The organism is Mucilaginibacter calamicampi (assembly GCF_042676765.1).
Classification (GTDB): domain Bacteria; phylum Bacteroidota; class Bacteroidia; order Sphingobacteriales; family Sphingobacteriaceae; genus Mucilaginibacter; species Mucilaginibacter calamicampi.
On sequence record NZ_JBHTHU010000022.1, the window covers coordinates 299,898 to 324,826 of the forward strand.

Here is a 24,929-nt window from a genome sequence, read left to right on the forward strand (position 1 = left end):
ACAAAGAGCAAAAATATTTCCCTTAACACTTGACAATAAGAAATACAAATCGTTACTTTGAATTACAAAGTGCTTTTCAATGGAGAACAACGAAATTCAGAACGATCTGGCCTCTATCCGCAACCTGATGGAGCGGTCGTCAAAATTTATTTCGCTTAGCGGCCTCTCGGGTGTGCTGGCGGGGGTATACGCGCTTGCAGGCGCTGCATTAGCTTACAACCTATTGTACAGCAACAACTCGCGCATATATACTATACCAGACGGAGCCGGTTTTGCCTTGTTTAACGATGCTTTGGTTGTTCAGCTATTGTTAATAGCCGCTGCGGTTTTAGTTCTTTCTATTGGTACAGGCGTATACTTAAGCTATAAAAAAGCTAAACGCAAGGGCCAGCCATTGTTAGGACGGGTAAGCCGGGAATTGATTTTTAACATGAGTGTACCTTTATTGGCAGGTGGCGGCCTGATGTTGATACTGCTTTACCGCGGTTACTTTGGCATTATAGCCCCGGCATCGCTTATTTTTTACGGACTGGCTTTAATTGGTGCCAGTAATTTTACCTTTACCGATGTTAAGTTTTTGGGATTGTGTGAGGTGATTTTGGGCCTTTTAGCGGCTTGCTTACCCGGATACGGTTTAGTATTTTGGGCGTTTGGTTTTGGGGTGCTGCATATAGTGTATGGCAGCGTAATGTATTTTAAATACGACAGGTGAAAGTACCATTTGATAAATTAGATAAGGCTTTTGAGAACCGCGTACGCTTGCAGATAATGAGTGTGTTGGTGGCTAACCAGCGCTATGATTTTAACTCGTTAAAAGAGCTGCTGGATGTTACAGACGGCAACCTGGCATCGCACCTTAAGGCTTTAGAGAAAGAGGAATACATACTGGTGAATAAATCTTTTTTGGGCCGTAAGCCCAATACCAATTATGAAGCTACAGCAGCAGGTAAACAGGCCTTTAAAAGCCACTTAGACGCTTTAGAAAAGCTGATTTTAGCTCAGCAAAACATAAAATAATTTTTTTACCCATTTACTTTGAAATTAAAAGTACTTTTAAAATGATAGAAGCTATAAAATATGCACTTAAAATATGGTTTACAACCGCATTAACCGCCCCTGTATTTCTAATTAGTATCGATTATTTGAGTCCACAAACATCTTTTTTCCATTTGGACGAAGCCGTGTCTTTTTATTTCATTTTGACGTTAGCGGGCCTTCTATTTTCCAGCTTTACATCGGTGCTATTTTGTATAAGTGTTTACATTCTGTTAAAATCGGACCTTGATGTAGGGCTTTATAAAGCCATAGTACAGATTACCGCCTTTCTGCTAGTGTTTTTTACTTTCCTGACCTTGTTCGGATTGCATGAATCTGGCATTGACTTTATAACTACACAATTCTTCTGGGAAGTGTCAGGTCCATATTTAGGGTGCGCTTTACTGTGCATCCAGTTCTACAACCTACCCAACTTAATATGTAACCAAGAAAACTTAACAACATGACAGAACCACAAAAACCCTTTACGCGACTCAAGGAGTCAATGCGGACGAAAATGCTATATCTCAAGTTGATATATACATTACTAAAAATAGAACTTAGCAAACACTAACCTTATCACATATGAATACATATTTCACCAGCCAGTACTGGATAAATCATTTTAAGGCAAACGCGTTAGAACAGCGTGTTAATTGGGAAGTAAGACCGGCATTAACCATTGCCGAGTTGGATACCATCAAAGCCTCATTGCAGGCATGGCAATTGGGCGAAACATCTGAAGGTAAACACCTTATAGCTGCCGCTACGAAGTACGCCCATAAAATTGGCGATGTGGCTTACATAGATGCAGTTAAGCTTTTTATTAAGGAGGAGCAAAAGCACGGCAATAACTTAGGCTGTTATCTGGATACTATAGGCGTTCCACGTATAAAAAAAGATTGGGGTGATTCGCTTTTCAGAAAAGTGCGGTATTATAATACCAGTATGGAACTATGGACGCTGGCTGTTATTGTTGTTGAAAGTACAGCGCAGATATTTTACCAGGCACTAAAGGATGCTACGGAATGCACATTGCTGAAACAGATATGCACCGATATATTGATTGACGAGGCATATCACATCACCTTCCAAACCGAAAGGCTTGCCATCATCTTTGATGATAAGAATGCGTTCTCTAAATGGTGGCGCATAACGGCGTATAAATACTTTTTTATTGCCACATCAGGTTTGGTATGGTTTGCGCATCGCAAGCTGTTTAAAGCTGGTGGTAATACATTTGCTACTTACCGGAGAAAGATGGAACTTAAGTACACTAAAACATTAAAAATTATAACAGAACGTGGTGAGCCCATGTGGGTTTAGTGTGTAGTTCTCTGTGTTCCTTCGCTCTCAGTTTGCGGTCTCATTGCATCAAAGCAGAAGACAAAATATGGCAGGGGGCTCACGGGGGCTCACATTGGCTCACACAAAACCTGAGCCACCCCCACAAACATCCCCTCCAAAACGAAAGTGGTTTTTTTATGTTTACATTCCGTTAAATCATAACTTTACCACTATTGATTATGAATACCGAACAACTTTACCAGATATACCTGCAACACCCGGTTATTACTACCGATACCCGTAAAATAACCCCGGGCAGCTTATTTTTCGCCTTAAAAGGCGAAAACTTTGATGCTAATACCTTCGCAGCCCAGGCAATTGAAGCCGGCGCGGCATACGCCATTATTGATAACGCTGAATATAAAGCAGGCGAAAAATATATTTTAATAGATGATGTACTGGCTGCCTTGCAGGATCTGGCACGTCATCACCGCAGGCAGTTAAGTATTCCGGTGGTTGGCCTTACCGGCACCAATGGTAAAACCACCACCAAGGAGTTGATCAATGCTGTATTGTCTGAGCAGTTTAACACGCTGGCCACCCAGGGCAACCTGAATAACCATATTGGGGTGCCATTAACCCTACTTAATATTAATACATCGCACCAGGCGGCGGTTATAGAGATGGGTGCCAACCATGTTGGCGAAATAGCCCTATTAAGCAGCATATCGCAACCCACACACGGGCTTATCACCAATGTAGGTAAAGCGCATCTGGAAGGTTTTGGCAGTTTGGAGGGAGTGAAAAAAGCCAAAGGGGAGCTGTACGATTTTTTAAGCGCCAATAACCAACAGGCATTCATCAACAGCAATAACCCCATATTGATGACAATGCAGGCGGCCCGCAGGTTTCAGACGCCGCCGGTTTTTTACGGCGATGCCATTGACGACCTGGTAAGCGGCGAGATAACAGGTAACGCGCCTTACCTGTCGCTTAAATGGACCAATAACACATCAGGCGAAAGCTATGAGGTAAAAACCCAACTTACCGGTGCATATAATCTGGATAATATATTGGCGGCGATCTGTATAGGTGTACATTTTAATCTATCGCCCGAACAGATAAACAAGGGCATAAGCAACTATCAGCCTAAAAATAACCGCTCGCAGGTGGTGCAAACCGCCAGCAACACCCTTATTTGCGATTATTACAACGCCAACCCAACCAGTATGGCCGCGGCCATTGGCAATATGGGCGAACTTGCTGCCGACAATAAAGTTCTCGTTTTAGGAGATATGTTTGAGCTGGGCACGGAGGCCAAAGCAGAACACAAAGCCATATTAGAAAAAGCATTGGCTACCCCTGTTAACAGGCGCGTAATAATTGGCAAAGAGTTTTATAAGCTGAAGGATGATGCACTCCCCGTTGAGTTTTATGAAACCCGGGATGATGCTGCGGAAGGTTTGAAACAGCGGCCAATAACCAACAGTACCATCCTTATAAAAGGATCAAGAGGTATGGCGTTAGAGAAGCTGGTAGAGCTGTTTTAATTACCTTATACCATAAAATAATCTTATCCCCTGGATATAACGCTGGTTACCGGTGAATGAGATACCATAATCTACCCGGAAAATGAGGCGTTGAATGCCTACATAAAACTCAGAGTAGTTGGGGTTATTTCTCATGGTAAGGTAATTTGCCCCAACAATTTCTTCCAGTTTTAGCCTGCGCACAAAAGGTATCCGCCTTAAAATTGATCCCGAAAAATTATGCTGATAGTGCGCCTCAACAAATGAACTGTTGGCGCTAAACCTGTAAAAAGGTAAAAAATGGAAGCTGCCCACATCGGTTGGGTCAAAAGTAGTGCCTTGGTTACCAATAAAGTGATAAAAATCAGGGAAGTACAGCGTCTTTTTATTTAAGAAAGTACCCGCAGCCAGTTTGAAAGACGAATAGCCGGTTAAGCCAAGCCTTATCCTGTCCTGAGTTACAGTAACCGACGTAAAATCGTAATTAACATCAGAACCCAATACGCCACTGATACCCTTGCGGTAATTTACCGTCAATACGGGATAGGCCGATTGTAAAAAAATGCGGCCCGTTGGGCGGGTTATAAACGGTTGTGCAAAGGTAAACCTTACCGAAGCGTTCAATGTAAGCGCCTGATGCTGCGGAAACAGTATGGAGCGGTCATCAGCAGGCGCATTTTCAGGTGCCAGCGGATTGTTTGAGGTAAACTCCCGGTTTTTGTTATCAAATATGTGGTTGTAAGAGTTGTTGAAAAGCTGGGTACGATCTGAATATCCCAGGTTTACATTAAACCTTATACCGTTACTCACTTCACGCTGCCACCCAAAATTGCCGAATACAGAACGATAATACTTGACAAAGTTTCGCTCGCTCAGTAAAGTACTCAATGTGTTAAAATAAAGCGACCGCGTACCCGCATTGTTAAGATCTAATACATCGCTTCCGGCATCAAAAAAGAACATCCCGGCGTTAAACAGATCGTACGTATAGGATGACCGCACATTAGCGCTAAGCAATTTATTGGCCGTGCCGTAGCGTATGCTTGGCGAAACGCTATATGACCGGTAATCATCAAAAAGTTTAGAGTACCTCACCCTGGCATTAACTCCCCAACCCTCAACCGTATTGTAAAAAAAGGTCTGCAAAAAAGGATATAAATATAATGTGTCCTTTGCCGCGCGGTTAATTATGGTATGGCCGGTTACCAGATAAGGTAATGGCGAAAGATGATTATTACTTCGCTGCAGCGAGTCTTGGTAGGCTTGGGTGCTTTGAATGGCTACAATACTATCCCGTTTTCTGGCATCCACACTTTCATCCCGGGTAAGCGGAACCGGGCGCTGATTGGTCCAGTACAACGGCGTTTTAACATTAGCGGCGGTATCTATGCGCAAAATTTCCCCGGTGAAATAACCGTCCGGTATTTTAAGATCAAATTTGTAGTTGTTATATAAGCCGATGTAATACCCCTCAAATTTAAATCCGAATACATTGCCGCTGTAATCATACTCTATTGATGAAGGCATCCACGTGCTGTCGCGAATAGGCACATATTGCTGACTAATGCGCATGGTATCAACCAGATTAAGGAAGTTGGCTTCGTCGGTCAGTACCAGATCAACGCTGTAAAGCCGCCAGTCGCCTTCAACAATATAAATGTGCCCACGAAAAACGGGGTCGTGAGCATGCTTGGGTATCAGCTCAATTTTATCAATATTTTTACCGTTGCTAACTGCGGTACCCACCAGTTTATAACGGTAGTACGAAAAAGCATTTGATGCAATAGGTGAAACAAAGCCCCTGCTGCTTAAGCCCTGTACGGCGAAGATATTATCGTAAAAATTGGCTGACAGGTCGGAAGCTTTTGAGTAGCTGAATGACGGTGTTATACCGGCCATGCGCTGCGCTATAGTTTCTTCCTTTATTTTGTTGGGCCTTGCGGATGTGAATGTGGAAAGCATTTCTGACTGATACAAAACCCCCTTGCCGTTGCTGTCTAATGATAACACATTAGCCACCCCGCCCCGCATTAATGCGTTAGGTGCGTCTATTAATTTTTGCACCCCTTTAATATAAACTGAACATGAATAGGAATTTACCTCGTTTAGATAATACTGACGTTTATCTATCACCTTTTGCATAATATTCATTGCAGAGGTATCGCGGCCGTTGCGTGCCTGACGGTCAATTGCCCGGGGCTGATAGATTTCCTTTTCCAGTTTGATATTCAGGCGCTGGTCCTGCCCGGCAATAGTAACGGTTTGTGTTTGCTCTTTAAATCCTACAAAACGGTACACTATTTTGTAGGTACCGGCTTCCAACTTAAGCGTATAATTTCCCTCGTCGTTAGTGGTGGTGCCGTAAGTAGAGTTGCGGATGTAGATAGATACGAAAGAAACCGGCTTGTTTTGCTCATTAACAATCCGGCCCGATAAAACAAATTGCTGTGCTTCAGCTTTAATTATAAAAGCTGTTAAAAAAAGGTAAAGTAAGAGTAAACGTATCTTCATATAAACCATCCTATTAAAGGTTTTTTATAAACAAATGTTTGCTTTCACTGCTAATATTATTTGAAGCCACCACTTAACCATGTTTAACAGCATGAATGCTTAGTTTTGTAATCTTAATTTTTTGATATGTATAACACCCTAAAACCGGTATTACAGCAGGAGCTTGCTGATATTGAAAAGGCCGGATTATATAAAAAAGAAAGGATCATCACATCACCGCAGGGTGCAGAAATAACGGTTCAGGGCGGAAAGGAGGTGATTAACTTTTGCGCCAACAACTACCTGGGCCTATCTGGTAACCAACAGGTTATAGAAGCCGCCAAAGCTGCGATGGATACGCATGGATACGGACTATCCTCCGTGCGTTTTATTTGTGGTACGCAGGATATCCATAAAACACTGGAAAAAAAGATAGCGGAGTTTTTAGGCACCGAAGATACCATACTTTACGCCGCGGCATTTGATGCCAACGGAGGGGTGTTTGAACCGCTGTTTAATGAGCAGGATGCCATTATATCTGACGAGTTGAACCATGCATCAATTATTGATGGTGTGCGCCTGTGCAAAGCGCAGCGACAACGCTACAAGCACGATGATATGGCTGACCTGGAAGAAAAACTAAAAGCTACACAAGACTGCAGGCATAGAATTATTGTTACAGACGGCGCCTTTAGCATGGATGGCACCATTGCCCAACTGGATAAAATTTGCGCCCTATCAGAACAATACAACGCCTTGGTGATGATTGACGAGAGCCATTGCAGCGGCTTTATGGGCAAAACCGGCAGGGGCACGCACGAGCATCATAATGTAATTGATAAGATAGATATTATTACGGGCACATTAGGCAAAGCGCTGGGTGGCGCGTCGGGCGGGTTTACATCGGGTAAAAAGGAAATTATTGATCTGCTGCGCCAGCGGTCGCGGCCCTACCTGTTTAGCAACACGTTGGCCCCGGCCATTGCGGGCGCATCTATAGCGGTGCTTGACATGCTAAGTAAAACTACGCAGCTGCGCGATAAGCTGGAGCAAAACACGCAATACTTTCGCAAAGCGATGACGGAAGCAGGCTTTGATATTAAGCCGGGCGTTCATCCTATAGTGCCTGTAATGCTGTATGATGCCAAACTGGCGCAGCAATTTGCCGCCAAAATGCTGGATGAGGGTATATATGTGATAGGTTTTTACTACCCGGTAGTGCCGCAAGGTAAGGCCAGAATAAGGGTACAGTTATCTGCCGCGCATGAGTCGGAGCACTTGGATAAGGCTATTGCAGCGTTTACTAAAGTAGGTAAGGAGCTGGGCGTACTTAAATAATGGCTTTAGTTTGTTAAATTTGCGCTTGCAATCCTATTATAATGCAGGAAACTATAGATAAATATACCGCCGAGATAAAGGCATTCGCGGCTACTAAGGCGGATGAGTTGGAAGCCTTCCGGATAAAATTTTTAGGTACTAAGGGCATCATTAAAGATCTGTTCGACCAATTTAAAACAGTTGGTCCGGAAGAGAAACGCACCTTTGGTAAGGTACTTAACCAGTTTAAGCAATTAGCCGAGGAGCGTTACAATGAACTTAAAGAGGCGACTACGTCCAACATCGAAAACTCGACCTCGGAAATAGATAAAACCTTACCCGGCGATGGCTTTGAATTAGGCTCGCGCCACCCCTTAACACTTGTACGTAACGAGATTATAGATGTGTTTAAGCGCCTGGGCTTTGTTGTTGCGGAAGGCCCGGAGATTGAAGACGACTGGCACAACTTCTCGGCCCTTAACTTCCCTGAGGAACATCCGGCCCGCGATATGCAGGATACTTTCTTCATCAAAAAGACCAGCGGTACCGATGATATCGCGCTGCGTACACACACATCATCAGTACAGGTGCGCATGATGGAGAACGGCAAACCACCTTTCCGCGCTATTATGCCGGGCCGTGTTTATCGTAACGAGGCTATATCTGCCCGCGCGCATTGCTTCTTTCACCAGGTGGAGGGTTTGTATGTTGATGAAAATGTATCCTTTGCCGACCTGAAGCAAACGCTTTATCACTTTGTACAGGAGTTGTATGGTGAGGGCACTAAAGTACGTTTTCGTCCATCCTATTTTCCGTTTACCGAACCCTCTGCAGAGATGGATGTATCATGCACCATTTGTAAAGGCAGCGGCTGCAACATGTGTAAATACAGCGGCTGGGTGGAGATATTAGGTTGCGGAATGGTTGATCCCAATGTGCTGGAAAACTGTGGAATAGATAGTAAAAAATACACCGGCTTCGCTTTTGGTATGGGTATTGAGCGTATAACTAACCTAAAGTACGTTATAAAGGACTTGCGCCTGTTCTCTGAGAACGATGTACGTTTCCTTAAACAATTTCAATCTGAAATTATATAATGAAAAGATTGGGCATAGCGCTGTTATTGTTGTTCGCTGTTTCTGCATGCGGTAAGCAGGGTAATGTTGTGCCTTACGTGGCTGTTAATTTTCAGTTGCAGTTGAATGACCCTAAATATAGCCCGCTGCGTGCTGTGGGCAGTGCTGTTGTGGTTGACGGGCGCGGTGTTGTTGGTGTTATTGTTGCCAATACGGTTAATGGCTATGTGGCTTATGACAGGTGCAGCGCTTACGAACCCGAAAAACGCTGCGCGGTAACTATAGATGATAACAAACTACTGGTTACCGACCCATGCAGCGGCTCAAAATGGCTATTGCAGGACGGTACGCCTAATAAAGCACCCGCAGTACGTTCACTTAGGGCATATAATGTGTATATTGACGCGTCACGCAATTACTTAACCGTGTCTAACTGATCTGGATGGAAGCCGAAAAAATAAAAGACAGCATTAAGCGGGCCGCGCAGGAGCTTTTTCGGAAATTTGGGTACCATAAAACCAGCGTTAACGAAATTGCCAAACGTGCGCGCATAGCCAAAGCCACCATCTACAAATATTTTGAAAGCAAGGAAGAATTACTGCATACCCTGCTGATGGACTACATACGCGTTAGCGTTGACGACCTGATAAGCAAAAGCAGTCCGGATGAAGATGAAGAAAAGCACCTGAGCGGCCTCATCATGAAAACATGCCGGCTGAGTTATACCGTTTGTAATGAGTTTATCGGCTGGGATTTCATTCGTGAATCAACAAACTCGCAGGAGTTTTTAAAGAATTTGAGTAACGAGCTGGAGGATATGCTGATGTCTTCCTTCGCCCGGATATCCCACATACGCAGAGATGGCAATTATATGCAGCGCCTGCGTTTCCTCATCACCTGCAGCAAAAGCATTGTGTTTAGTTTCGCATTCACCTCTGTAAGCGACAGCGACGTGCGCAAAAACTTTGTATCCTTCCAAAAGGATGTACTGCCATATCTGGTTAAGGCGGCTATCACTATTTAGCCAGTGGCGCTTAAAAAGATTTAGTCGGTTATATTAATCTTAACTTTCGTTCCGGGTGGAAGCTTACCAATATCAAATCCTTTGATATATCAGCCAACCCCTCAACCACCGCATCATTTTTTATACCGGGCCGCGTAATTATGCTGAAGGGGATATTTAATTTTAGGAAGTTAACAGAGACAATTTAGTAAGGTTAAGGTGTTGCAAAAGCTGTTGCAAAAAAAGAGTAAAATTTCGAATATGTAATTGGTTTAAAATCAGCATATTAAGAAGTATTTACAGCTAAATTTACTGACGAATATGTCTGTTGCAAATCGTTGCATGTTTAAACATGCAATAGTTGCAAACAGCTAACAACCAAATACTTGCAAAAAATGCTGTTGCAAAGCGTTGCAAGTGTTGCTATATTGTTCTGCAACACCTGTACAGGTCAAACTGTGCACTGCCCACTCCCCACTAAATCAAAGACCAATGACAGCGCAGCGAAATGACCAAAGACCAAGCTTAATGCGCTTCCAGCCAATTCTTCCCCGTGCCTATCTCTACCAAAATAGGCACTTCGGTTTTAATGGCGCTGCGCATCATCTCTACGATGATGGGTTTAACTATCTCCACCTCGTGGTTGGGCACGTCAAACACCAACTCGTCATGCACCTGCATGGTCATGCGGGCATCCAGCTTGCGGGCCTTAAACTCCCGATGGATATTGATCATGGCGATCTTTATCATGTCCGCAGCCGAGCCTTGTATCGGCGCGTTTATGGCATTTCGTTCAGCAAAACCACGTACGGTTTGGTTGGCCGAGTTAATATCTCTCAGGTAACGGCGACGGCCCATTAACGTAGTGACATAACCGTTCTCGCGGGCAAAGTTCATGGTATCAGCCATGTACTGCTTAATACCCGGGAACTGCGCGAAGTAGTTCTCAATGATCTCCGCAGCCTCTTTGCGTGGTATACCCAGATTCTGCGATAACCCAAATGCCGACTGCCCGTAAATAATACCAAAGTTTACCGCCTTGGCATTGCGGCGCTGGGTGCTGTCTACCTCTGCTACCGGTACACCATAAACGTTAGCGGCAGTTGCGGTGTGGATATCAATGCCCTGCACAAAGGCCTCCATCATGTTAGCATCCTTGCTTATTTCGGCAATAATGCGCAGCTCTATCTGCGAATAATCCGCAGATACTATGGTGTGGTTATCATCCCTCGGAATAAAGGCCTTACGAACCTCGCGTCCACGCTCGGTACGGATGGGGATGTTTTGAAGGTTCGGGTTGGTTGAGCTTAAGCGCCCTGTTGCAGCCACAGCCTGGTTATAGCTGGTATGCACCCTGCCGGTTTTTTGATTCACCATGGTTGGTAGCGCATCAACGTAGGTTGATTTTAGCTTTTGCAGCTGGCGGTAATCCAATATATCGCGTACAATATCGCTCTTGGCGGCTAATGATAGCAGCACATCCTCGCCGGTTTGGTACTGCCCGGTTTTTGTTTTTTTCGCTTTAGGATCAAGCATCAGTTTTTCAAACAACACCTCGCCCAATTGCTTTGGCGATGCGATGTTGAAACGCACCCCGGCTTTCTCGTAAACCGTTTTCTCTAACTTGGCAATATCGGTTTCCAGTTCTTTAGAGAATTCTTTGAGTGTATCGTGGTCAATACGCACACCTTCGTGCTCCATATCAGCCAAAACATAGATCAGCGGATTCTCAATTTTATGCAGCAGCTCAACCGCTCCGGCTGCTTTTATCTTGGGTTCAAAAACTTCTTTTAGTTGCAGGGTGATGTCGGCATCCTCGGCGGCGTATTCTTTTATTTTTTCTATCTCCACATCGCGCATGCTGCCTTGGTTCTTCCCTTTTGGTCCGATAAGTTCTGTAATTGACACCGGTTTATAACCCAGGTAATTCTCGCTCAACACATCCATGTTATGGCGGGTGTCAGGGTCAATGATGTAGTGCGCCATCATGGTATCAAACAGGTCGCCATGCAACTGCACGCCGTACCATTTCATCATCAGGATATCAAACTTAATGTTCTGGCCAATCTTGCCAATGGCAGGGTCCTCCATCACTTCCTTAAACTCGTGTACTATAGCCGTTATTTCTTTCTCATCCAACGGAACAGGGACATACCAGCCTTCGCCTGCTTTAACAGAAAAGGATAGGCCCACCAATTCACAGTTATTGGCATCGGTACCGGTTGTCTCAGTATCAAAGCAGAAACTTTTTTGTTGTTTTAGCAGAGCGATGAGTTCCGCACGTTTTTCTTTGGTATCAGCCAGGTGATATTCGTGCGGGGTATTACCAATGTTCTTGCCGGCCGGTTCAAACTCAGGCTCCTTGATATCCTGCACGTCTACCGTTAAAGTTGTTCGCCCCTCAGCTACAGGTGCGCCAAACATGTCTATCTGCGTACCTGCAGATACGGCCTTTATTTCGGTAATACTAAAATCATCCCCAAAAACACGGCGACCTAAAGTTCTGAACTCCAGTTCGGCAAAAAGGGGCTCCAGCAGCTCTTTGCTTGGGGCGCAAATTTCTAACCCCTCCTCATCCAACTCAACCGGAACATTCAATAATATAGTAGCCAGCTTTTTTGACAGCAGACCTTGTTCTTTAAATGCCTCAATGTTTTCTTTCAGCTTACCCTTTAACTCGTGGCTGTTGGCAAAAATTCCCTCCATCGAATCATATTGTTTGATAAGCGTTTTGGCTGTTTTTTCGCCAACGCCGGGTATGCCGGGTATGCCATCTACAGCATCACCCCAAAGGCCAAGAATGTCTATAACCTGGTCGACACGTGCAATTTCCCATTTGGCCAAAATTTCCTTAACGCCCAAAATCTCCATTTCGTTACCCTGGCGGCCGGGTTTGTAGATGAAAATATTGTCAGACACTAATTGCCCGAAATCCTTATCGGGTGTCATACAATAAACATGGTAGCCCTTCTGCTCGGCTTTTTTGGCAAGGGTGCCTATAATATCGTCGGCCTCGTATCCGTCTGATGTAATAACAGGAATATTAAAACCTAATATCAGCTTAAATATATAAGGCAGCGCTTTTGAAAGATCCTCGGGCATAGCCTCGCGGTGTGCTTTGTAAGCGGCAAACTCTGTGTGTCTTTCAGTAGGGGCTTCGGTATCAAAAACCACCGCCATATGGGTAGGGTTTTCCTTTTTGAGCACATCTAGCAGGGTATTGGTAAACCCAAGTACTGCCGAGGTATTAAACCCGCCCGACGTAAACCGCGGCGTTTTACTCAAAGCAAAATGCGCCCGGTAAATAAGCGCCATACCATCTAAAAGGAATAGTTTTTTCATTTGTCAGAATCGCTGATTTATTTGATTGGTTTGATGAAATTGATACCATCATCCAACCCAATCGGTGATTTCAAAAATACAATTAATGCTGAGAATATAGGTCAGCCTAAGCTTAATGATAGAAACTCAATCAATGTATTATTTTGTGTGGCGGTACAACGAGTTAATGTCAAACACATAAAAGGAGCTTGTTAAATCCTGATTTTGCTTATAAGCTATCGCTAATTTTCCATTTACTGTCGAAGTGAATTTTTTAGCCCCATAAGTCATATCACACCACATTATTGTCTTAGAACGACTATAATCCAATATTTTTAAATAATTTTCCTCGCAGAAATAAATAAAGTTGTTTTCGCCAGCCCTGTAACTGAAGTCAGCACTCGCATTAACTCTATTATCTATGTAGGATATTTGACTCATGTTGCCTTTCGGATCCATAATAAATTGATCGTACAACTGACCAAAATATATTTTATCATCTTTTCTACTTGGCGTGATAAACACGCTTCTGGTTACTGAGCTTGGTCTTATGATAGACATCTTTTGAGTGCCACCATCAAATATACCATAGTTGCAAGAACCGGTATATGTTTGAGTAAAAATCAATTTAGTTTGATCAAAATTCATATAAACACCATCCAGATATTCTGCATCGCTTATGGGATAAGGGTATTCACTAACAGCATAATTATTAGTACAATCAATCAAGCGCCATGTAATTCCGCTCGAGTATTTGGAATGAATAAGCAGAACCCCATGCCCGGATCGGGTGAAACCAATTCCATAGGGGATGTTATATGGGAGTGATTGAGAATCATTAACACTAGGGTTTATAGTTAAGGCTTTTACTACCTGCCCGCTGGTTAGATTTAATGTATAAATATCAGAACGGTTTACAGTTATATCGCGATGATCAATTGAGGGGTCAGACCCCATAATATAAACCTTACCGTCATATGGATTATAGGAAAGTTTAACAGGTGATATTGCGTTTGATAAATCATAGGTTTGCAGGACAGAGTCCTTTTCAATAGAATACCTTATAAGCTTACTAGGATTGTATGCTGCAATGATCATTTCCTTTTCCTGATTAACTAAAATATAATCTGTGATAAATCCAGTTATGGTGCGCTTAAATTTATAAAATGGGACATTGACGTTGCTTACTAAACGACCGCCTTCTGCATCCGTTGCTGTTATGGTGAATGGAAAGCTATCGCCCAACTTTGCACAACCGTACGAAAAATAAACATCCTCATTACTATTTGCGAGGGTATATTTTATATCTGTAACGCAAAGGCCGAAATTGCTTTGGATTGTTATTGTACTTATCGGCTTATTAAAACTCAGATGAACCGAATCCAGTATATTCATTTCTCCGTTCCCAATAATACCCTCAAACGATGACAGCTTCAGCAATACGCTCTGACTAATAACCAACGATTTTTTAATATTACCCGAAATAAAGTATACTGTGTCTGTTCTGTTAGATGAATTATCATTAGTGGCGTAACTAATAGTTATTCTTTCATTACCTTTTCCAACGGTCTTTTCGCTTGAGATCCATTTAGAACCAATTTGTACCATCCAGTCAACATTTGATAGCACTTGCACATAAAAACCAGAGCCATTTGGGTTAGCCTTAAACGTTGTTTCAGAAATATTCAAATAGGGCTCCCCGGCTTCTAATACAATTTTTTTTTCTATCGTTTTATTTTCAACTATATCTATACTTTCAATCTTAGTGAGGTATGAACTTTTTGAAACAGTTAACGAATATTTTTTTACTGGTTTGTCGTTAAATGAATAAGATCCATTATAGGTTGAAACAGTAGAATAGGAATCAAGCGAAACTTGCGCACCTTCAATTGGCTGGCCGTAACTATTGGTAATAACACCTGTTAGGTTTCCGGTTTTTTGCGCCACAGGGGCACTTTGTTCTTTTTTACATCCTATTAAGAGCGATAAAACAACTATGCTCAGGAAAAAAACTTTCAGCTTCATCTCAATGTGATAGGATAAGCAAGATAATAATTAATCAACAAAGTGAATAATATAAAAAAATCCTATTTAAACCCACAGCCCGGCACATGGTCATTCACCATACCAACAGCCTGCATATAGGCGTAACATATTATACTGCCAAAAAAGGTAAAACCGCGCTTTTTCATATCCTTACTTATTGCGTCGGATATGGATGTGGTAACTGGGGTTGTGCCTGATGTATTGTTGATGGGTTTGCCATCAGGCATAAAGCTGTACAGATAATTATTAAACGACCCAAAATCTTGCTGCACCTGTAAAAATAAGTTGGCGCTTTTAATGGCCGCCTTAATTTTTTGGCGGTTACGGATAATGCCTGCATCCTGCATCAACCGCTCTACATCATCATTTGTAAAGGCGGCTACTTTCTGCACATCAAAATTGGCAAAGGCTTTACGATAGTTTTCGCGGCGACGAAGAATAGTTATCCAGCTTAAACCGGCCTGCGCCGATTCTAAGATCAGAAACTCAAACAATATCTTGTCATCATGTACTTCCCGTCCCCACTCTTCATCGTGGTATTTCATATATAGTGCGTCTGTGCCGCACCATGCACATCTTTTTAGGTTTCGGTCTTCCATGTCAGCAAATAAAGTTTAAATATAGCAAACGGATTTAAAATGCCAATTTTTTTAGCAATCGCGCAGGGGATCGCTTTAACTTTCTAAAATTATTTGGCTAAAGCCACTTGTCTGTTTTAGGTTATCCGCCCCCTAAAGGGGACGGCAATGAAATTAAAACATAGGCTTGTCATTGCCGTTGGCTTTAGCCAACGGGGAAGTTGAAAAAGACAGGTGGCTTTAGCACAAAACTGCGAAGGCCAAAAGTTTTAAAAGCGATTTCCCTGAGCAACTGTGTTTGCGCCAGTCAAAAATAATCGTATTTATTTATGGATATAGATTGAATCAATTATTTATTACATTTACAATAGATTTTATTGATATGACGATAGTTCAATTAGAATACATAGTTGCGGTTGATACTTACCGCAGTTTTGTAATAGCCGCAGAGAAGTGTTTTGTAACCCAACCTACACTGAGTATGCAGGTGCAAAAGCTGGAGGACACGCTTGGCGTAAAACTCTTTGACCGCAGTAAGCAGCCGGTAACGCCTACTGAAATTGGCGTTGACATCATTCAACAAGCCAGGGTACTATTAGCTGAAAGTGAGAAGATAAAAGAGATCATATCAGACAGACAGCGCGACCTGTCTGGCGAGTTGAAGGTGGGTATCATCCCAACAATATCGCCGTATATATTGCCTAAAGTGATAAAGGGCTTTATTGAGCGATATCCGCAGGTAAAGCTGATCGTTTGGGAGCAAACCACAGAGCAGATCATTCAGCAGTTAAAATTAGGCACGTTGGATTGCGGCATACTTTCTACCCCGCTTAGGGAAAGTGCGTTAAAAGAGATCCCGGTTTTTTACGAGAATTTTGTGGCCTACGCTTCAAAAAACAGCAAGCTATCAAAAAAGAAAAACATAACGCCTGATGATATTGACATGGAGGAGATCTGGGTGTTAAACGAAGGACATTGCATGCGCGAACAGGTGCTTAACATCTGCCAGCGGCGCAGATCAACCCAGGGTTTTCAGCATTTTGAGTACAATACAGGCAGTGTGGAAACACTAAAGCGCATGGTTGAGCAAAATAATGGTGCCACCATTTTACCTGAGCTGGCGCTGGCCGACATGAGCGAAAAACAAATGGAAAGGGTACACTACTTTAAATCGCCTGAACCCGCCCGCGAGGTGAGCATTGTTATTCAGAAAAACTTCTTGAAGCGCCGGATGATAGAAGCGTTAAGGAACGAGATACTGGAGCTGGTGCCTAAACGGATGAGGACAAAGAAGAAAAAGGAAGTGATGGAGATATAACGGCCTCTTGGTTGTCATTCTGAGCGACAGCGAAGAATCCTGTAAACCATGTTATACCAAGCGCTCGGTTAGCAAGGCGTATAAGATATTTCGCTGTCGCTCAATATGACAAACATTTTTCGAAAAATATTACATGTCCATATCCATTATCATGTTGCGCGGTCTTCCCAATTTCAGCATAGAAGGATTAATACGCAAATAAACCTGTAGTGCCATAGGCGCTGAACCATAAATATTTTTAACAGCAGAGGGGGATACGTTCAGCGTGCCCTGTACTCCGGCAGTAATATTGGTTTGCTTAAAAGTGCCTAACATGTAGTTGGTGCCTAAAGTTATAGCATTGATATTTAAGTTGGGGTTGGCAGGTAAAACGTTATCAAGCCCCAGCGCTTCGGCATTTTTTTGTACAAACTCATACCTGCCATACAACGCTGTTTTGGTCCATTGCATCGTACTTTCAAGCAGTACCGACGGCTCTGCAGGGCCATGCCCGGCATGTTTGTTCTGGCCATAAACCAATGTAGTTGCCACATAGCTGCTTGCGCTAAGCATTTTGGTGTGGATGGCCGATGCTGTAAAGCGATTCACGTTACCATTATGGGCTTCTTCCGGATTATGGAGCCAGCCGTTTGACACCTGGAACGCCCATTGCGATGTTGGGTTGTAGGATAAACGCACCGAATAGGAGTCGAACCGGGCCTTATCAAAACCATAACGAAACTCATCCGGTTCTCGCCCGGTAAACACCGAGCCTTCCAGCTTGAAATTCTTATGCCTTAACCCCAATGTAGCCACGCCAAAAGCAATATGTGTAGCATCCTGATAATGATGACCCAATACGGCATCGGGACTGTTCCAACCAGACATGCGGTGCATAAACACAGGCGGCCCTAGGGCAGGCTCCGCAGGATAGCCTACCGACAACGACAGATCAGTGCTTTTGGCTACCCTGTGTGTATATGCAATGCTTAAGTTAGCAAACAGATCATGCGGGTGCTGGCGGTCAACCAGTATGTTTCCTTTGTAGCTTTCGCCGGTTTGATACAGCAGCGGATAGCCGCCATTGCCAACGGTAAAGGGGTCAAATGATAGCATGGTATTAACAGAGAACAACCCGTTGCGCCCAACCCGCCTTTGGCTCATTAACATAATCATGTTAGGGGCATCAAATTTGGCACCGCCGCGCGAGCCGGAATTAAAAACATCCTGTTTGTTGTAGCGTAAAAAAAAGTCGCCATGTATCATGGTCATCCATTTTTTGCCATGTATCATGTATGCGTATATCGGTGTTTCATCAGGCACCCATGATGTTCCGGAGCCATCCCGGTTCATGGGCAGATCCAACGAGAACTTGCTCGTCATTGGCGGGCCGTCATCAGTATGTTGCGTTTTTGTATTATCGGTAGTATGGTTTTGATGCTGCGCGAAAAGCGAATCAGCACAGGCCAATACCAACGCGGCAGCAATTATTATTTGTTTCATCTGAATAAAAAATTGATCGTAATAAAAATTTTTGCAAAGCGATAGCAATGCAAAGTTTAATGCAGCAAACGTTCAATAATTATCAGATACGCAGATTGCGGTTCTTTAAAAAAGGCTCCGTCTTTGATGGAGGCGGTGGAGCGGGAGGTGGTGTTTTATCAAAAAGTTTTTCAAGTAAAGCCTGGTGCGCCGCGGGCATAAAATCGCTTAACGAAAATCCAAGCAGTTCAAAACTTGAAATGCCAGGTGCCTTAGATGATACTTCAGCCTGATGGGCGTCTTTTACCTTTACAGTAACTTTCTTGTCGGTACAGCCTTTCATTTTTTCGCCGTCAGGGCTGCAAACAGGGGCGGGACCATTTATTTTGATAGCGGCTACTGTTCCGCCGCAAAAGTGCAGGTTCATGGCGAAGCCTGTACCGGTTGCCCCGTACAGCAGGATCATGAATAATACTGCAAACTTTTTCATCGCAACAAATGTAGGTGATAAACTATTAATATCAATACCATAAAAATAAAAAACCGGGCATTTATGCCCGGTTCCTTAAAAAACTATATGGTATATTAAATCTTAATTGCCTTGTTTAGCGTCCGCTTTCATTTTATCGTTAGCTAAGATAACTATCTCAACTCTACGGTTTTGAGCGCGGCCATCAACGCTAGTGTTTGCGGCTATCGGCTCAGACTCGCCTTTACCGGTTGTGCTTAAACGAGAACTACTTACGCTATTCATAGCCAAATATGATTTAACAGACTCGGCCCTTCGTACAGAAAGATCCATGTTATGGCTGTCAGAACCGGTATCATCAGTATGACCAATGATCATGATATTTGTTTCCGGATTGCTTTTTAGCGAGGTGGCTAAATTTTGCAAGTTGGTTTGCGCTGCTGATTTTACATCTGCCTTATCGGTATCAAACAAAATACCCGAGTCGAATTTAACCAATATACCTTCGCCATCTCTTATTACGGTTGCGCCGGGTACTGTATTTTTTATTTCGGCAGCTTGTTTATCCATACGGCGACCAATCAGAGCGCCGGCTGTACCGCCAACCGCACCACCTATAATAGCGCCTAAAGCAGTATTACCTGCGCTTTTACCAATTATAGCGCCAATTGCGCCACCTGCACCCACACCTATGGCTGCGCCTTTTTGCGTTTTGTTCATTGAGCTGCAACCTGCACCCATAAAGGCTGCGGCAGACATTGCTAATCCTATTGTAGCTACTTTTAATCTATATGTTTTCATAATATTATTGATATGTGATATAACATATTCAAAGCGAGTGCCAAAATGATATTATAATATTAATGGCATGTAATGCTACTTAAACAATAAAATTTTAATAATTGAGAAATTTTATAAGACAAGCAACTGTGCTCAATACGGCACAAACAGCCAAAATGACTGTTTTTTAGTACAATATCAATCAAAAAAACGCTATACAGTAAGTTTGTCTGAAAATTTATGCAGCGATATCTTCCACCATCTTGCGGAACATAGCGGCAGTTACCGGCTTTACAATAAAATCAGATATTTGCTCGTAGCCTTTTGCCTTATTAAAATCTGCCTGATCAATTGATGAACTTACAATATAAACTACTATGCGTTTATTAATAAGGGGGCTAAGTTTAATAAACTCATCCATAAATTGCCAGCCATCCAGCACGGGCATATTAATGTCAAGCAAAATAAGATCAGGAAGATGCGTGGTTTGATGAAGATATTCATTAAAAAAATCCAATGCCAGCTTCCCGTTTGGGAAAAAGAGGGTCTTTTCTGCTAATTGCGAATTGTCAATGATCTTTTTTACCGTGAACGTGTATATATCATCATCGTCAATTACGCAGGCAATGTCTATTTTTTTCATTAATTGTGAGGGGGCTTATTAATTACGCTCCAATATAGCATTTAGCAGCAGAGATTTCAGCGCCGTGCGAGAGGGTAATTACTAACGGTAATTTAAAATGCTGTTTATCAGTTAGTTCTGGCTGATAAAATGTGAATGCAGTTCAATCTTATCAAAAAAGTTACAAAGCGGTCTCCTCACCAATAGCCGGCAACTTAATATTTACGCCTGCTTTTATAAATTTTTCAATCGCGTCATCCTTATCTATGCTAATAACAGGGAATGTATCGTAATGAACCCCGATAACGTTATTACAATTGATGAACCGGGTAGCTTTAATGGCATCATCAACACCCATGGTGTAATTGTCGCCAATGGGTAAAAACGCCCAGTCAAGATTTTCATCTTCCAACAGTTTCATATCGTAAGTAAGGGCGGTATCACCTGCAAAATATATTTTTTTGCCTTCAGCGTATAAAACAAAACCAGCAGGATTACCTCCGGATGAACCATCAGGCAAGGTGCTGGAGTGCACTGCGTTAACCATCTTAACACGGCCAAAATCAAAATTAAAGCCACCGCCAATATTCATACCGTGCACATTTTCAATTCCCTGCTTGTTAAGCCAGTCGGCAATTTCTGCAATGCATATAACCTTAGCCCCGCTGCTTTTTTGTATGGCTATCAGATCGGCAACATGGTCGCCGTGTCCATGGGAAACCAAAATATAATCCGGCTGCAAGGCATTAATATCTATTTGTTTTGCTGCCGGATTAGGGGTAATAAAAGGATCAAACAATAGCTTTTTTCCTTCAGTTTCAATCATTATGGTTGACTGCCCGTAGTATGTGGTTTTCATGGTGTTTGTCTGAACTAAGATTTTTATGATTAAAGAATTTTAAGATTATAGCCTGGCGATAAACATTGTAAATATCAAGTCAATCAAACAAACCTAAAATCAAGGTGCTATTTGCCAAACATACCGCCAAGCCCGCCAAACATATCTTTGGTAGCGGCAGCCATTTCGCTTTGGCTAACATTGTCGGCCTGTTGCAGGGCTTTGTTAATGGCTACTACCAAAAGCTCCTCGAGTTCTTCGCGGTCGGCATCTTTTAAAAAAGCCTCGTCAATTACAACGCTTTGCACAAGCTTGTTGGCATTTGCGGTCACTGTTATTTTACCACCTTCGGCAGTGCCGGTAACGGTAATAGCATCTAATCTCTTTTTTATCTCGCCAGCCTTTTGCTGGGCCTCCATTATTTTATCGAACATATGCCCCCTAACCCCCTAAAGGGGATTTTTTATATAAAGTTATTCAATTTATTTGTTCACGCATCAACTCCCCTTTAGGGGGTCGGGGGGCTAAGGCTAATCCTCACTCGTATCCCCGTTACCGGTATAGGCCCCTTTTCTAACCACAGGCATGCCGGTAATTTTAAACAGATCGTCTAACTGTAACAAACTACCGTTAGACAGGTTTGACAACAACACTATCGTAATATCATTTTTCATATCGCGCAGGTAAATATGTTTAAACCCGTGCCACCAGCCCGTATGGTACACCACTTTTTGGCCCGGCGACTCAAATATACGCCATCCATACCCATAATTAAAGTGCCCTCTGATCCACTTATTATGCGGGGCGTAGGCCGAGTCGAGCGTTTGCTTTTTTAATAACAGACCCGCGCGTAATGCCCGGTCAAACAGAAAGAGGTCGCTAACCGTGCTGTATACCCCCTTGTCGCCCACCGGGCCATCTAAAAAGTTTTGCACTACCGAGTATCTCCAGCTGCCCCTGTCGTGCCCTACCACATCAACCGGAATTTTATCGTAATTGGCTTTTGAATAAACATTGGTATGGGCCATACGGGCCGGTTTAAATACGTTCTCTTTCATAAACTGCGCATAAGGCATGCCGCTCACTTTTTCAATTATGGCACCTAACACCATAAAGTTGGAGTTGTTGTAATGAAAGGAAACATCGGGCTTGTTATAACGCGCGGGTTTATACTGCGCTATCATATCCATAGCCTGCATATTGGTGAGGCCCTTCTTCTGATCGCGCTTTTCTTTACGGAAAATATCATCCACAAAATAAACATAGTTCATCATGCCCGAGCGGTGCGTAAGTAATAAACGTATGGTAACGCCCTCGTACGGAAAGTTTGGAAAAAACTTTCTCACATCATCCTCAAGCTTAAGCTTGCCACGCTCCATCAGCATTAAAATGGCCGTACCCGTCATGGTTTTTGATATGGACGCCAGCTCAAACACAGAGTTTATTTTCAAGCTATCTCTGTGCAGGTAGTCAGCCCAGCCAATAGCATTCTCATAAATTATTTTTCCTTTTTTTGCAACCAGCACATTGCCATTAAAGCCCCGGGTTTTATGCAGTTTTTGCATATATTCATCAATACGTTTATCGGCCTTTTGGGCGTTATAACTTAGCAGGGCGGTAGTGTCAAAATTTATACTATTTGATGCCGCGGTAGCGGTTTTTTCTGAGCCGGAAGAACAGGAGGCAATTAAAGCCAACAGTGGAATAAAAACAGTAGTGCGTAGATTCACGTATTGTATAGGTATATGATGATGAAAAATTAAGCCCGCAATTTGAAAATTAAATAATGACGATAAAACTAAAGTTTTAAACAATTTATAGCTTTAGTTAACCGGCTCTTAACCTTAAGTAATGCAAACCGTTTTTAAACCACTATTAACAGCTTTTCTTGTTTTTTGTTCAACAATAATTTTCGCCCAGGGTAAAGAAGCTGCTTTATTGAGCGAAGGGCTTGAACTGCAAAAGGCAGGCAAACATGCAGAGGCGGCATCAAAATTTAAAGAGGTGCTTCAAACAGAACCGGATAATGCAGCGGCAAACTATCAGCTGGCGTTTAGCCTGGTTGCAGTAAAAAATGGCAACGAAGCAATACCCTACGCCGAAAAAGTCACCAATACAAACTCCAACTATACGGCCGCAGCTTACAGCCTTTTGGGGGGGATTTACGATGCATCAGCGCAAGCTGCAAAAGCCATTACTGTTTATAGCGAAGGCTTAAAAAAATTTCCGACCGACCAAAACATGTGGTTCAATATAGGGCTGGCCTTCTTTAGGGATAAACAATATGCTGAAGCGGAGAAGGCTGCCATTGAGGCCATAAAGCTGGCTGTAGAACATGCCAACAGTCAGCGCCTGTATGCGCTGGTAGCTTTTCATCAGAATAAAAGAATGAACGCTCTATTAGGGCTTTGCAGCTTTTTATTAACGGACCCTAACTCGCCGAGGGCGGAGGAAGCCTACACCAATATACAAAGCATTTTAAAGGGAGGTGTATTAAAAGGAGCCGATACCAAAGAGCTATCGACCGCCGAAGCCAAAGAAGCAGCCATATTCAATGCGGGCATAACAACGGTTATTAACTCCACCGCAGCGCAAAAACTTTCAGGCGTGCCATTGCTGGAATATCAGCTTAAAAACATTTTTGTATTTGCCTGGCAGGCGACGGCTAAAAAGGCTGATAAAAGTTTTTTTGATAAATTTTTTGTGAGCTACTTTTATAAGCTGGCGCAAAGCAACAATGCCGAAGCGCTGTCGCAGTTGATCAATAAAAACGCTGACGGCGCGGCGTATGAAAAATGGCGGCAAAACAACGCATCAAAGGTAAGTGCTTTTGATGAGTGGGTAAACGGCACGCCGAGGTGACTAACTAATAAAAAAGCGCGCCTCAAACGGTGCTTCGTACCTTTTTTAAATACCTTTAAGCCCCAATTATACTTATTATGAAAAAATTATTTCTGGCCGTGTGTCTGCTGGCCACAACCAGCGCAATGGCCGCTATCGACTCGTTACACGCTGCTGTTTATAAGTTAAGCAACTCTAAAGTGCAAAAGGTGGGTGTGTTAGAGAAACGCCTGGTAGCATCTGGCCCTACATTGGATATTAAGCAGTTTGATGTTTATGTAAACACGCTGCCCGCGGGAAAGAAATACACCTCAACAAATGCCGACAGTAAGTTTGAGCAACTAATAGTCGTAAAAAGCGGAACCATCAAATTAACTGTGGGCGATAGCAGCAAAACCGTTGGCCCGGGCAGCTTGGCTTTGGTTTTAGCCGGCGACAAAATGACTTTTGAAAACAATACCATGGGGCCTGTTAGCTGGTACGCCATGAGTTATAAAACCAAACTGGAAGATATAAAACGTGGGCATGATGCCGGGCCATCCTTTATAAAAGACTGGAACGCGCTTAAAGTAACAAAAACAGGCAAAGGCGAAACACGCAATGTTTATGACAGGCCAACCACCATGTTTGAGCGTTTTGATGTACATGCCACGGTATTAAACAACGGCTTTAACAGCCATGATCCGCATACGCACCGCGCGGAGGAACTGATACTGATGATAGACGGCGAATGCCAGTTTCAGATAGGCCAGGAAAAATTTATGGCGCAAAACGGGGATGCTGTTTTAATGGGTTCAAAAGTGCTGCACGCTGCGCAAAATATCGGCAGCAAACCATGCGGTTACTACGCCATACAATGGCATTTGCTAAAAAAGGATTAAAAACGAGGGGGGGGCTCACAGGGGCTCACGCCGGCTC

The 24,929-nt window shown here is 43.1% G+C and carries 22 protein-coding genes; 11 read left to right on the plus strand and 11 right to left on the minus strand.

Features of this window, described 5'->3' with window-relative positions; genetic code table 11:
* The first annotated feature begins 79 nt into the window (after positions 1–79).
* The 4 genes from ACFQZS_RS18860 (at position 80) to ACFQZS_RS18875 (ending at position 3,872) form a co-directional block, all read left to right on the plus strand.
* On the plus strand, positions 80–712 hold the full coding sequence (locus ACFQZS_RS18860) for a hypothetical protein (RefSeq protein WP_377102570.1): 633 nt from the start codon (positions 80–82) through the stop codon (positions 710–712).
* Positions 709–1,017: a winged helix-turn-helix domain-containing protein gene (locus ACFQZS_RS18865; RefSeq protein ID WP_377102572.1), complete on the plus strand. Its 309-nt coding sequence runs from the start codon at positions 709–711 to the stop codon at positions 1,015–1,017. The genes ACFQZS_RS18860 and ACFQZS_RS18865 overlap by 4 nt, the downstream gene beginning before the upstream one ends.
* A gap of 603 nt (positions 1,018–1,620) precedes the next feature.
* Positions 1,621–2,361, plus strand: coding sequence for a ferritin-like domain-containing protein (locus tag ACFQZS_RS18870; protein ID WP_377102573.1), 741 nt, complete (start codon positions 1,621–1,623; stop codon positions 2,359–2,361).
* 200 nt (positions 2,362–2,561) lie between these two features.
* Positions 2,562–3,872 carry a UDP-N-acetylmuramoyl-tripeptide--D-alanyl-D-alanine ligase gene (locus tag ACFQZS_RS18875; RefSeq protein WP_377102574.1) on the plus strand — a complete coding sequence of 437 codons (1,311 nt, stop codon included), beginning with the start codon at positions 2,562–2,564 and terminating at the stop codon, positions 3,870–3,872.
* Here the strand turns inward: ACFQZS_RS18875 and ACFQZS_RS18880 are convergent, their stop codons facing one another.
* Positions 3,873–6,362: a DUF5686 and carboxypeptidase regulatory-like domain-containing protein gene (locus ACFQZS_RS18880; protein ID WP_377102576.1), complete on the minus strand. Its 2,490-nt coding sequence runs from the start codon at positions 6,360–6,362 to the stop codon at positions 3,873–3,875.
* A 126-nt stretch (positions 6,363–6,488) separates the two neighbouring features.
* Here ACFQZS_RS18880 and kbl point away from each other — a divergent pair, with 126 nt between their 5' ends.
* From kbl to ACFQZS_RS18900, 4 genes are read left to right on the plus strand one after another with little or no spacing between them, the layout of a single operon-like run.
* The gene (gene kbl / locus ACFQZS_RS18885; RefSeq protein WP_377102577.1) at positions 6,489–7,679 is read left to right on the plus strand and encodes a glycine C-acetyltransferase; all 1,191 of its coding nucleotides are present in this window, start codon (positions 6,489–6,491) and stop codon (positions 7,677–7,679) included.
* A gap of 41 nt (positions 7,680–7,720) precedes the next feature.
* Complete coding sequence (gene pheS / locus ACFQZS_RS18890) at positions 7,721–8,755, plus strand: phenylalanine--tRNA ligase subunit alpha (protein ID WP_377102578.1); 1,035 nt, start codon at positions 7,721–7,723, stop codon at positions 8,753–8,755.
* Positions 8,755–9,171 carry a hypothetical protein gene (locus ACFQZS_RS18895; RefSeq protein ID WP_377102580.1) on the plus strand — a complete coding sequence of 139 codons (417 nt, stop codon included), beginning with the start codon at positions 8,755–8,757 and terminating at the stop codon, positions 9,169–9,171. The genes pheS and ACFQZS_RS18895 overlap by 1 nt, the downstream gene beginning before the upstream one ends.
* A 5-nt stretch (positions 9,172–9,176) precedes the next feature.
* Positions 9,177–9,758 (plus strand): TetR/AcrR family transcriptional regulator, encoded by a 582-nt coding sequence (locus ACFQZS_RS18900; protein WP_377102581.1) that lies wholly within the window; start codon positions 9,177–9,179, stop codon positions 9,756–9,758.
* Between the two features lie 504 nt (positions 9,759–10,262).
* Here the strand turns inward: ACFQZS_RS18900 and polA are convergent.
* The 3 genes from polA to ACFQZS_RS18915 form a co-directional block, all read right to left on the minus strand.
* A complete protein-coding gene (polA, locus tag ACFQZS_RS18905) occupies positions 10,263–13,079 on the minus strand; it encodes a DNA polymerase I (protein WP_377102582.1) in 2,817 nt (938 codons plus the stop codon).
* A gap of 138 nt (positions 13,080–13,217) precedes the next feature.
* Complete coding sequence (locus ACFQZS_RS18910; RefSeq protein WP_377102583.1) at positions 13,218–15,083, minus strand: carboxypeptidase regulatory-like domain-containing protein; 1,866 nt, start codon at positions 15,081–15,083, stop codon at positions 13,218–13,220.
* Positions 15,084–15,145: 62 nt separating this feature from the next.
* Positions 15,146–15,703 carry a DNA-3-methyladenine glycosylase I gene (locus tag ACFQZS_RS18915; RefSeq protein WP_377102584.1) on the minus strand — a complete coding sequence of 186 codons (558 nt, stop codon included), beginning with the start codon at positions 15,701–15,703 and terminating at the stop codon, positions 15,146–15,148.
* Positions 15,704–16,064: 361 nt separating this feature from the next.
* Between ACFQZS_RS18915 and ACFQZS_RS18920 the strand changes: the two genes are divergently transcribed.
* Positions 16,065–17,000, plus strand: coding sequence for a hydrogen peroxide-inducible genes activator (locus ACFQZS_RS18920; protein ID WP_377102585.1), 936 nt, complete (start codon positions 16,065–16,067; stop codon positions 16,998–17,000).
* Between the two features lie 129 nt (positions 17,001–17,129).
* Here the strand turns inward: ACFQZS_RS18920 and ACFQZS_RS18925 are convergent, their stop codons facing one another.
* From ACFQZS_RS18925 to ACFQZS_RS18955, 7 genes are all read right to left on the minus strand, one after another.
* A complete protein-coding gene (locus tag ACFQZS_RS18925) occupies positions 17,130–18,482 on the minus strand; it encodes a hypothetical protein (protein WP_377102586.1) in 1,353 nt (450 codons plus the stop codon).
* Positions 18,483–18,564: 82 nt separating this feature from the next.
* Positions 18,565–18,951 (minus strand): hypothetical protein, encoded by a 387-nt coding sequence (locus tag ACFQZS_RS18930; protein WP_377102588.1) that lies wholly within the window; start codon positions 18,949–18,951, stop codon positions 18,565–18,567.
* 102 nt (positions 18,952–19,053) lie between these two features.
* Positions 19,054–19,731 (minus strand): OmpA family protein, encoded by a 678-nt coding sequence (locus ACFQZS_RS18935; protein WP_377102589.1) that lies wholly within the window; start codon positions 19,729–19,731, stop codon positions 19,054–19,056.
* Between the two features lie 217 nt (positions 19,732–19,948).
* Positions 19,949–20,353, minus strand: a complete 405-nt coding sequence (locus tag ACFQZS_RS18940) for a response regulator (RefSeq protein WP_377102590.1) — start codon at positions 20,351–20,353, stop codon at positions 19,949–19,951.
* A gap of 160 nt (positions 20,354–20,513) precedes the next feature.
* Positions 20,514–21,191, minus strand: a complete 678-nt coding sequence (locus ACFQZS_RS18945; protein ID WP_377102591.1) for a metal-dependent hydrolase — start codon at positions 21,189–21,191, stop codon at positions 20,514–20,516.
* Positions 21,192–21,298: 107 nt separating this feature from the next.
* Positions 21,299–21,604, minus strand: coding sequence for a YbaB/EbfC family nucleoid-associated protein (locus tag ACFQZS_RS18950; RefSeq protein WP_377102592.1), 306 nt, complete (start codon positions 21,602–21,604; stop codon positions 21,299–21,301).
* A 96-nt stretch (positions 21,605–21,700) separates the two neighbouring features.
* Complete coding sequence (locus ACFQZS_RS18955; protein ID WP_377102714.1) at positions 21,701–22,909, minus strand: serine hydrolase domain-containing protein; 1,209 nt, start codon at positions 22,907–22,909, stop codon at positions 21,701–21,703.
* A gap of 112 nt (positions 22,910–23,021) precedes the next feature.
* On the opposite strand from ACFQZS_RS18955, the gene ACFQZS_RS18960 reads away from it, so the two are divergent.
* Both ACFQZS_RS18960 and ACFQZS_RS18965 read left to right on the plus strand, forming a co-directional pair.
* Positions 23,022–24,032: a tetratricopeptide repeat protein gene (locus tag ACFQZS_RS18960; RefSeq protein WP_377102593.1), complete on the plus strand. Its 1,011-nt coding sequence runs from the start codon at positions 23,022–23,024 to the stop codon at positions 24,030–24,032.
* Between the two features lie 77 nt (positions 24,033–24,109).
* Complete coding sequence (locus ACFQZS_RS18965) at positions 24,110–24,892, plus strand: cupin domain-containing protein (RefSeq protein WP_377102594.1); 783 nt, start codon at positions 24,110–24,112, stop codon at positions 24,890–24,892.
* The last annotated feature ends 37 nt before the right edge of the window (positions 24,893–24,929 follow it).

Coding starts and splice junctions, on each gene's coding strand:
- pheS (WP_377102578.1), top strand. CDS start 7,721: ATGCAGGAAACTATAGATAAATATACCGCCGAGATAAAGGCATTCGCG.
- polA (WP_377102582.1), bottom strand. CDS start 13,079: ATGAAAAAACTATTCCTTTTAGATGGTATGGCGCTTATTTACCGGGCG.
- ACFQZS_RS18880 (WP_377102576.1), bottom strand. CDS start 6,362: ATGAAGATACGTTTACTCTTACTTTACCTTTTTTTAACAGCTTTTATA.
- ACFQZS_RS18965 (WP_377102594.1), top strand. CDS start 24,110: ATGAAAAAATTATTTCTGGCCGTGTGTCTGCTGGCCACAACCAGCGCA.
- ACFQZS_RS18920 (WP_377102585.1), top strand. CDS start 16,065: ATGACGATAGTTCAATTAGAATACATAGTTGCGGTTGATACTTACCGC.
- ACFQZS_RS18960 (WP_377102593.1), top strand. CDS start 23,022: ATGCAAACCGTTTTTAAACCACTATTAACAGCTTTTCTTGTTTTTTGT.
- ACFQZS_RS18925 (WP_377102586.1), bottom strand. CDS start 18,482: ATGAAACAAATAATAATTGCTGCCGCGTTGGTATTGGCCTGTGCTGAT.
- ACFQZS_RS18950 (WP_377102592.1), bottom strand. CDS start 21,604: ATGTTCGATAAAATAATGGAGGCCCAGCAAAAGGCTGGCGAGATAAAA.
- ACFQZS_RS18915 (WP_377102584.1), bottom strand. CDS start 15,703: ATGGAAGACCGAAACCTAAAAAGATGTGCATGGTGCGGCACAGACGCA.
- ACFQZS_RS18870 (WP_377102573.1), top strand. CDS start 1,621: ATGAATACATATTTCACCAGCCAGTACTGGATAAATCATTTTAAGGCA.
- ACFQZS_RS18900 (WP_377102581.1), top strand. CDS start 9,177: ATGGAAGCCGAAAAAATAAAAGACAGCATTAAGCGGGCCGCGCAGGAG.
- ACFQZS_RS18910 (WP_377102583.1), bottom strand. CDS start 15,083: ATGAAGCTGAAAGTTTTTTTCCTGAGCATAGTTGTTTTATCGCTCTTA.
- ACFQZS_RS18935 (WP_377102589.1), bottom strand. CDS start 19,731: ATGAAAACATATAGATTAAAAGTAGCTACAATAGGATTAGCAATGTCT.
- ACFQZS_RS18930 (WP_377102588.1), bottom strand. CDS start 18,951: ATGAAAAAGTTTGCAGTATTATTCATGATCCTGCTGTACGGGGCAACC.
- kbl (WP_377102577.1), top strand. CDS start 6,489: ATGTATAACACCCTAAAACCGGTATTACAGCAGGAGCTTGCTGATATT.
- ACFQZS_RS18895 (WP_377102580.1), top strand. CDS start 8,755: ATGAAAAGATTGGGCATAGCGCTGTTATTGTTGTTCGCTGTTTCTGCA.
- ACFQZS_RS18875 (WP_377102574.1), top strand. CDS start 2,562: ATGAATACCGAACAACTTTACCAGATATACCTGCAACACCCGGTTATT.
- ACFQZS_RS18860 (WP_377102570.1), top strand. CDS start 80: ATGGAGAACAACGAAATTCAGAACGATCTGGCCTCTATCCGCAACCTG.
- ACFQZS_RS18940 (WP_377102590.1), bottom strand. CDS start 20,353: ATGAAAAAAATAGACATTGCCTGCGTAATTGACGATGATGATATATAC.
- ACFQZS_RS18945 (WP_377102591.1), bottom strand. CDS start 21,191: ATGAAAACCACATACTACGGGCAGTCAACCATAATGATTGAAACTGAA.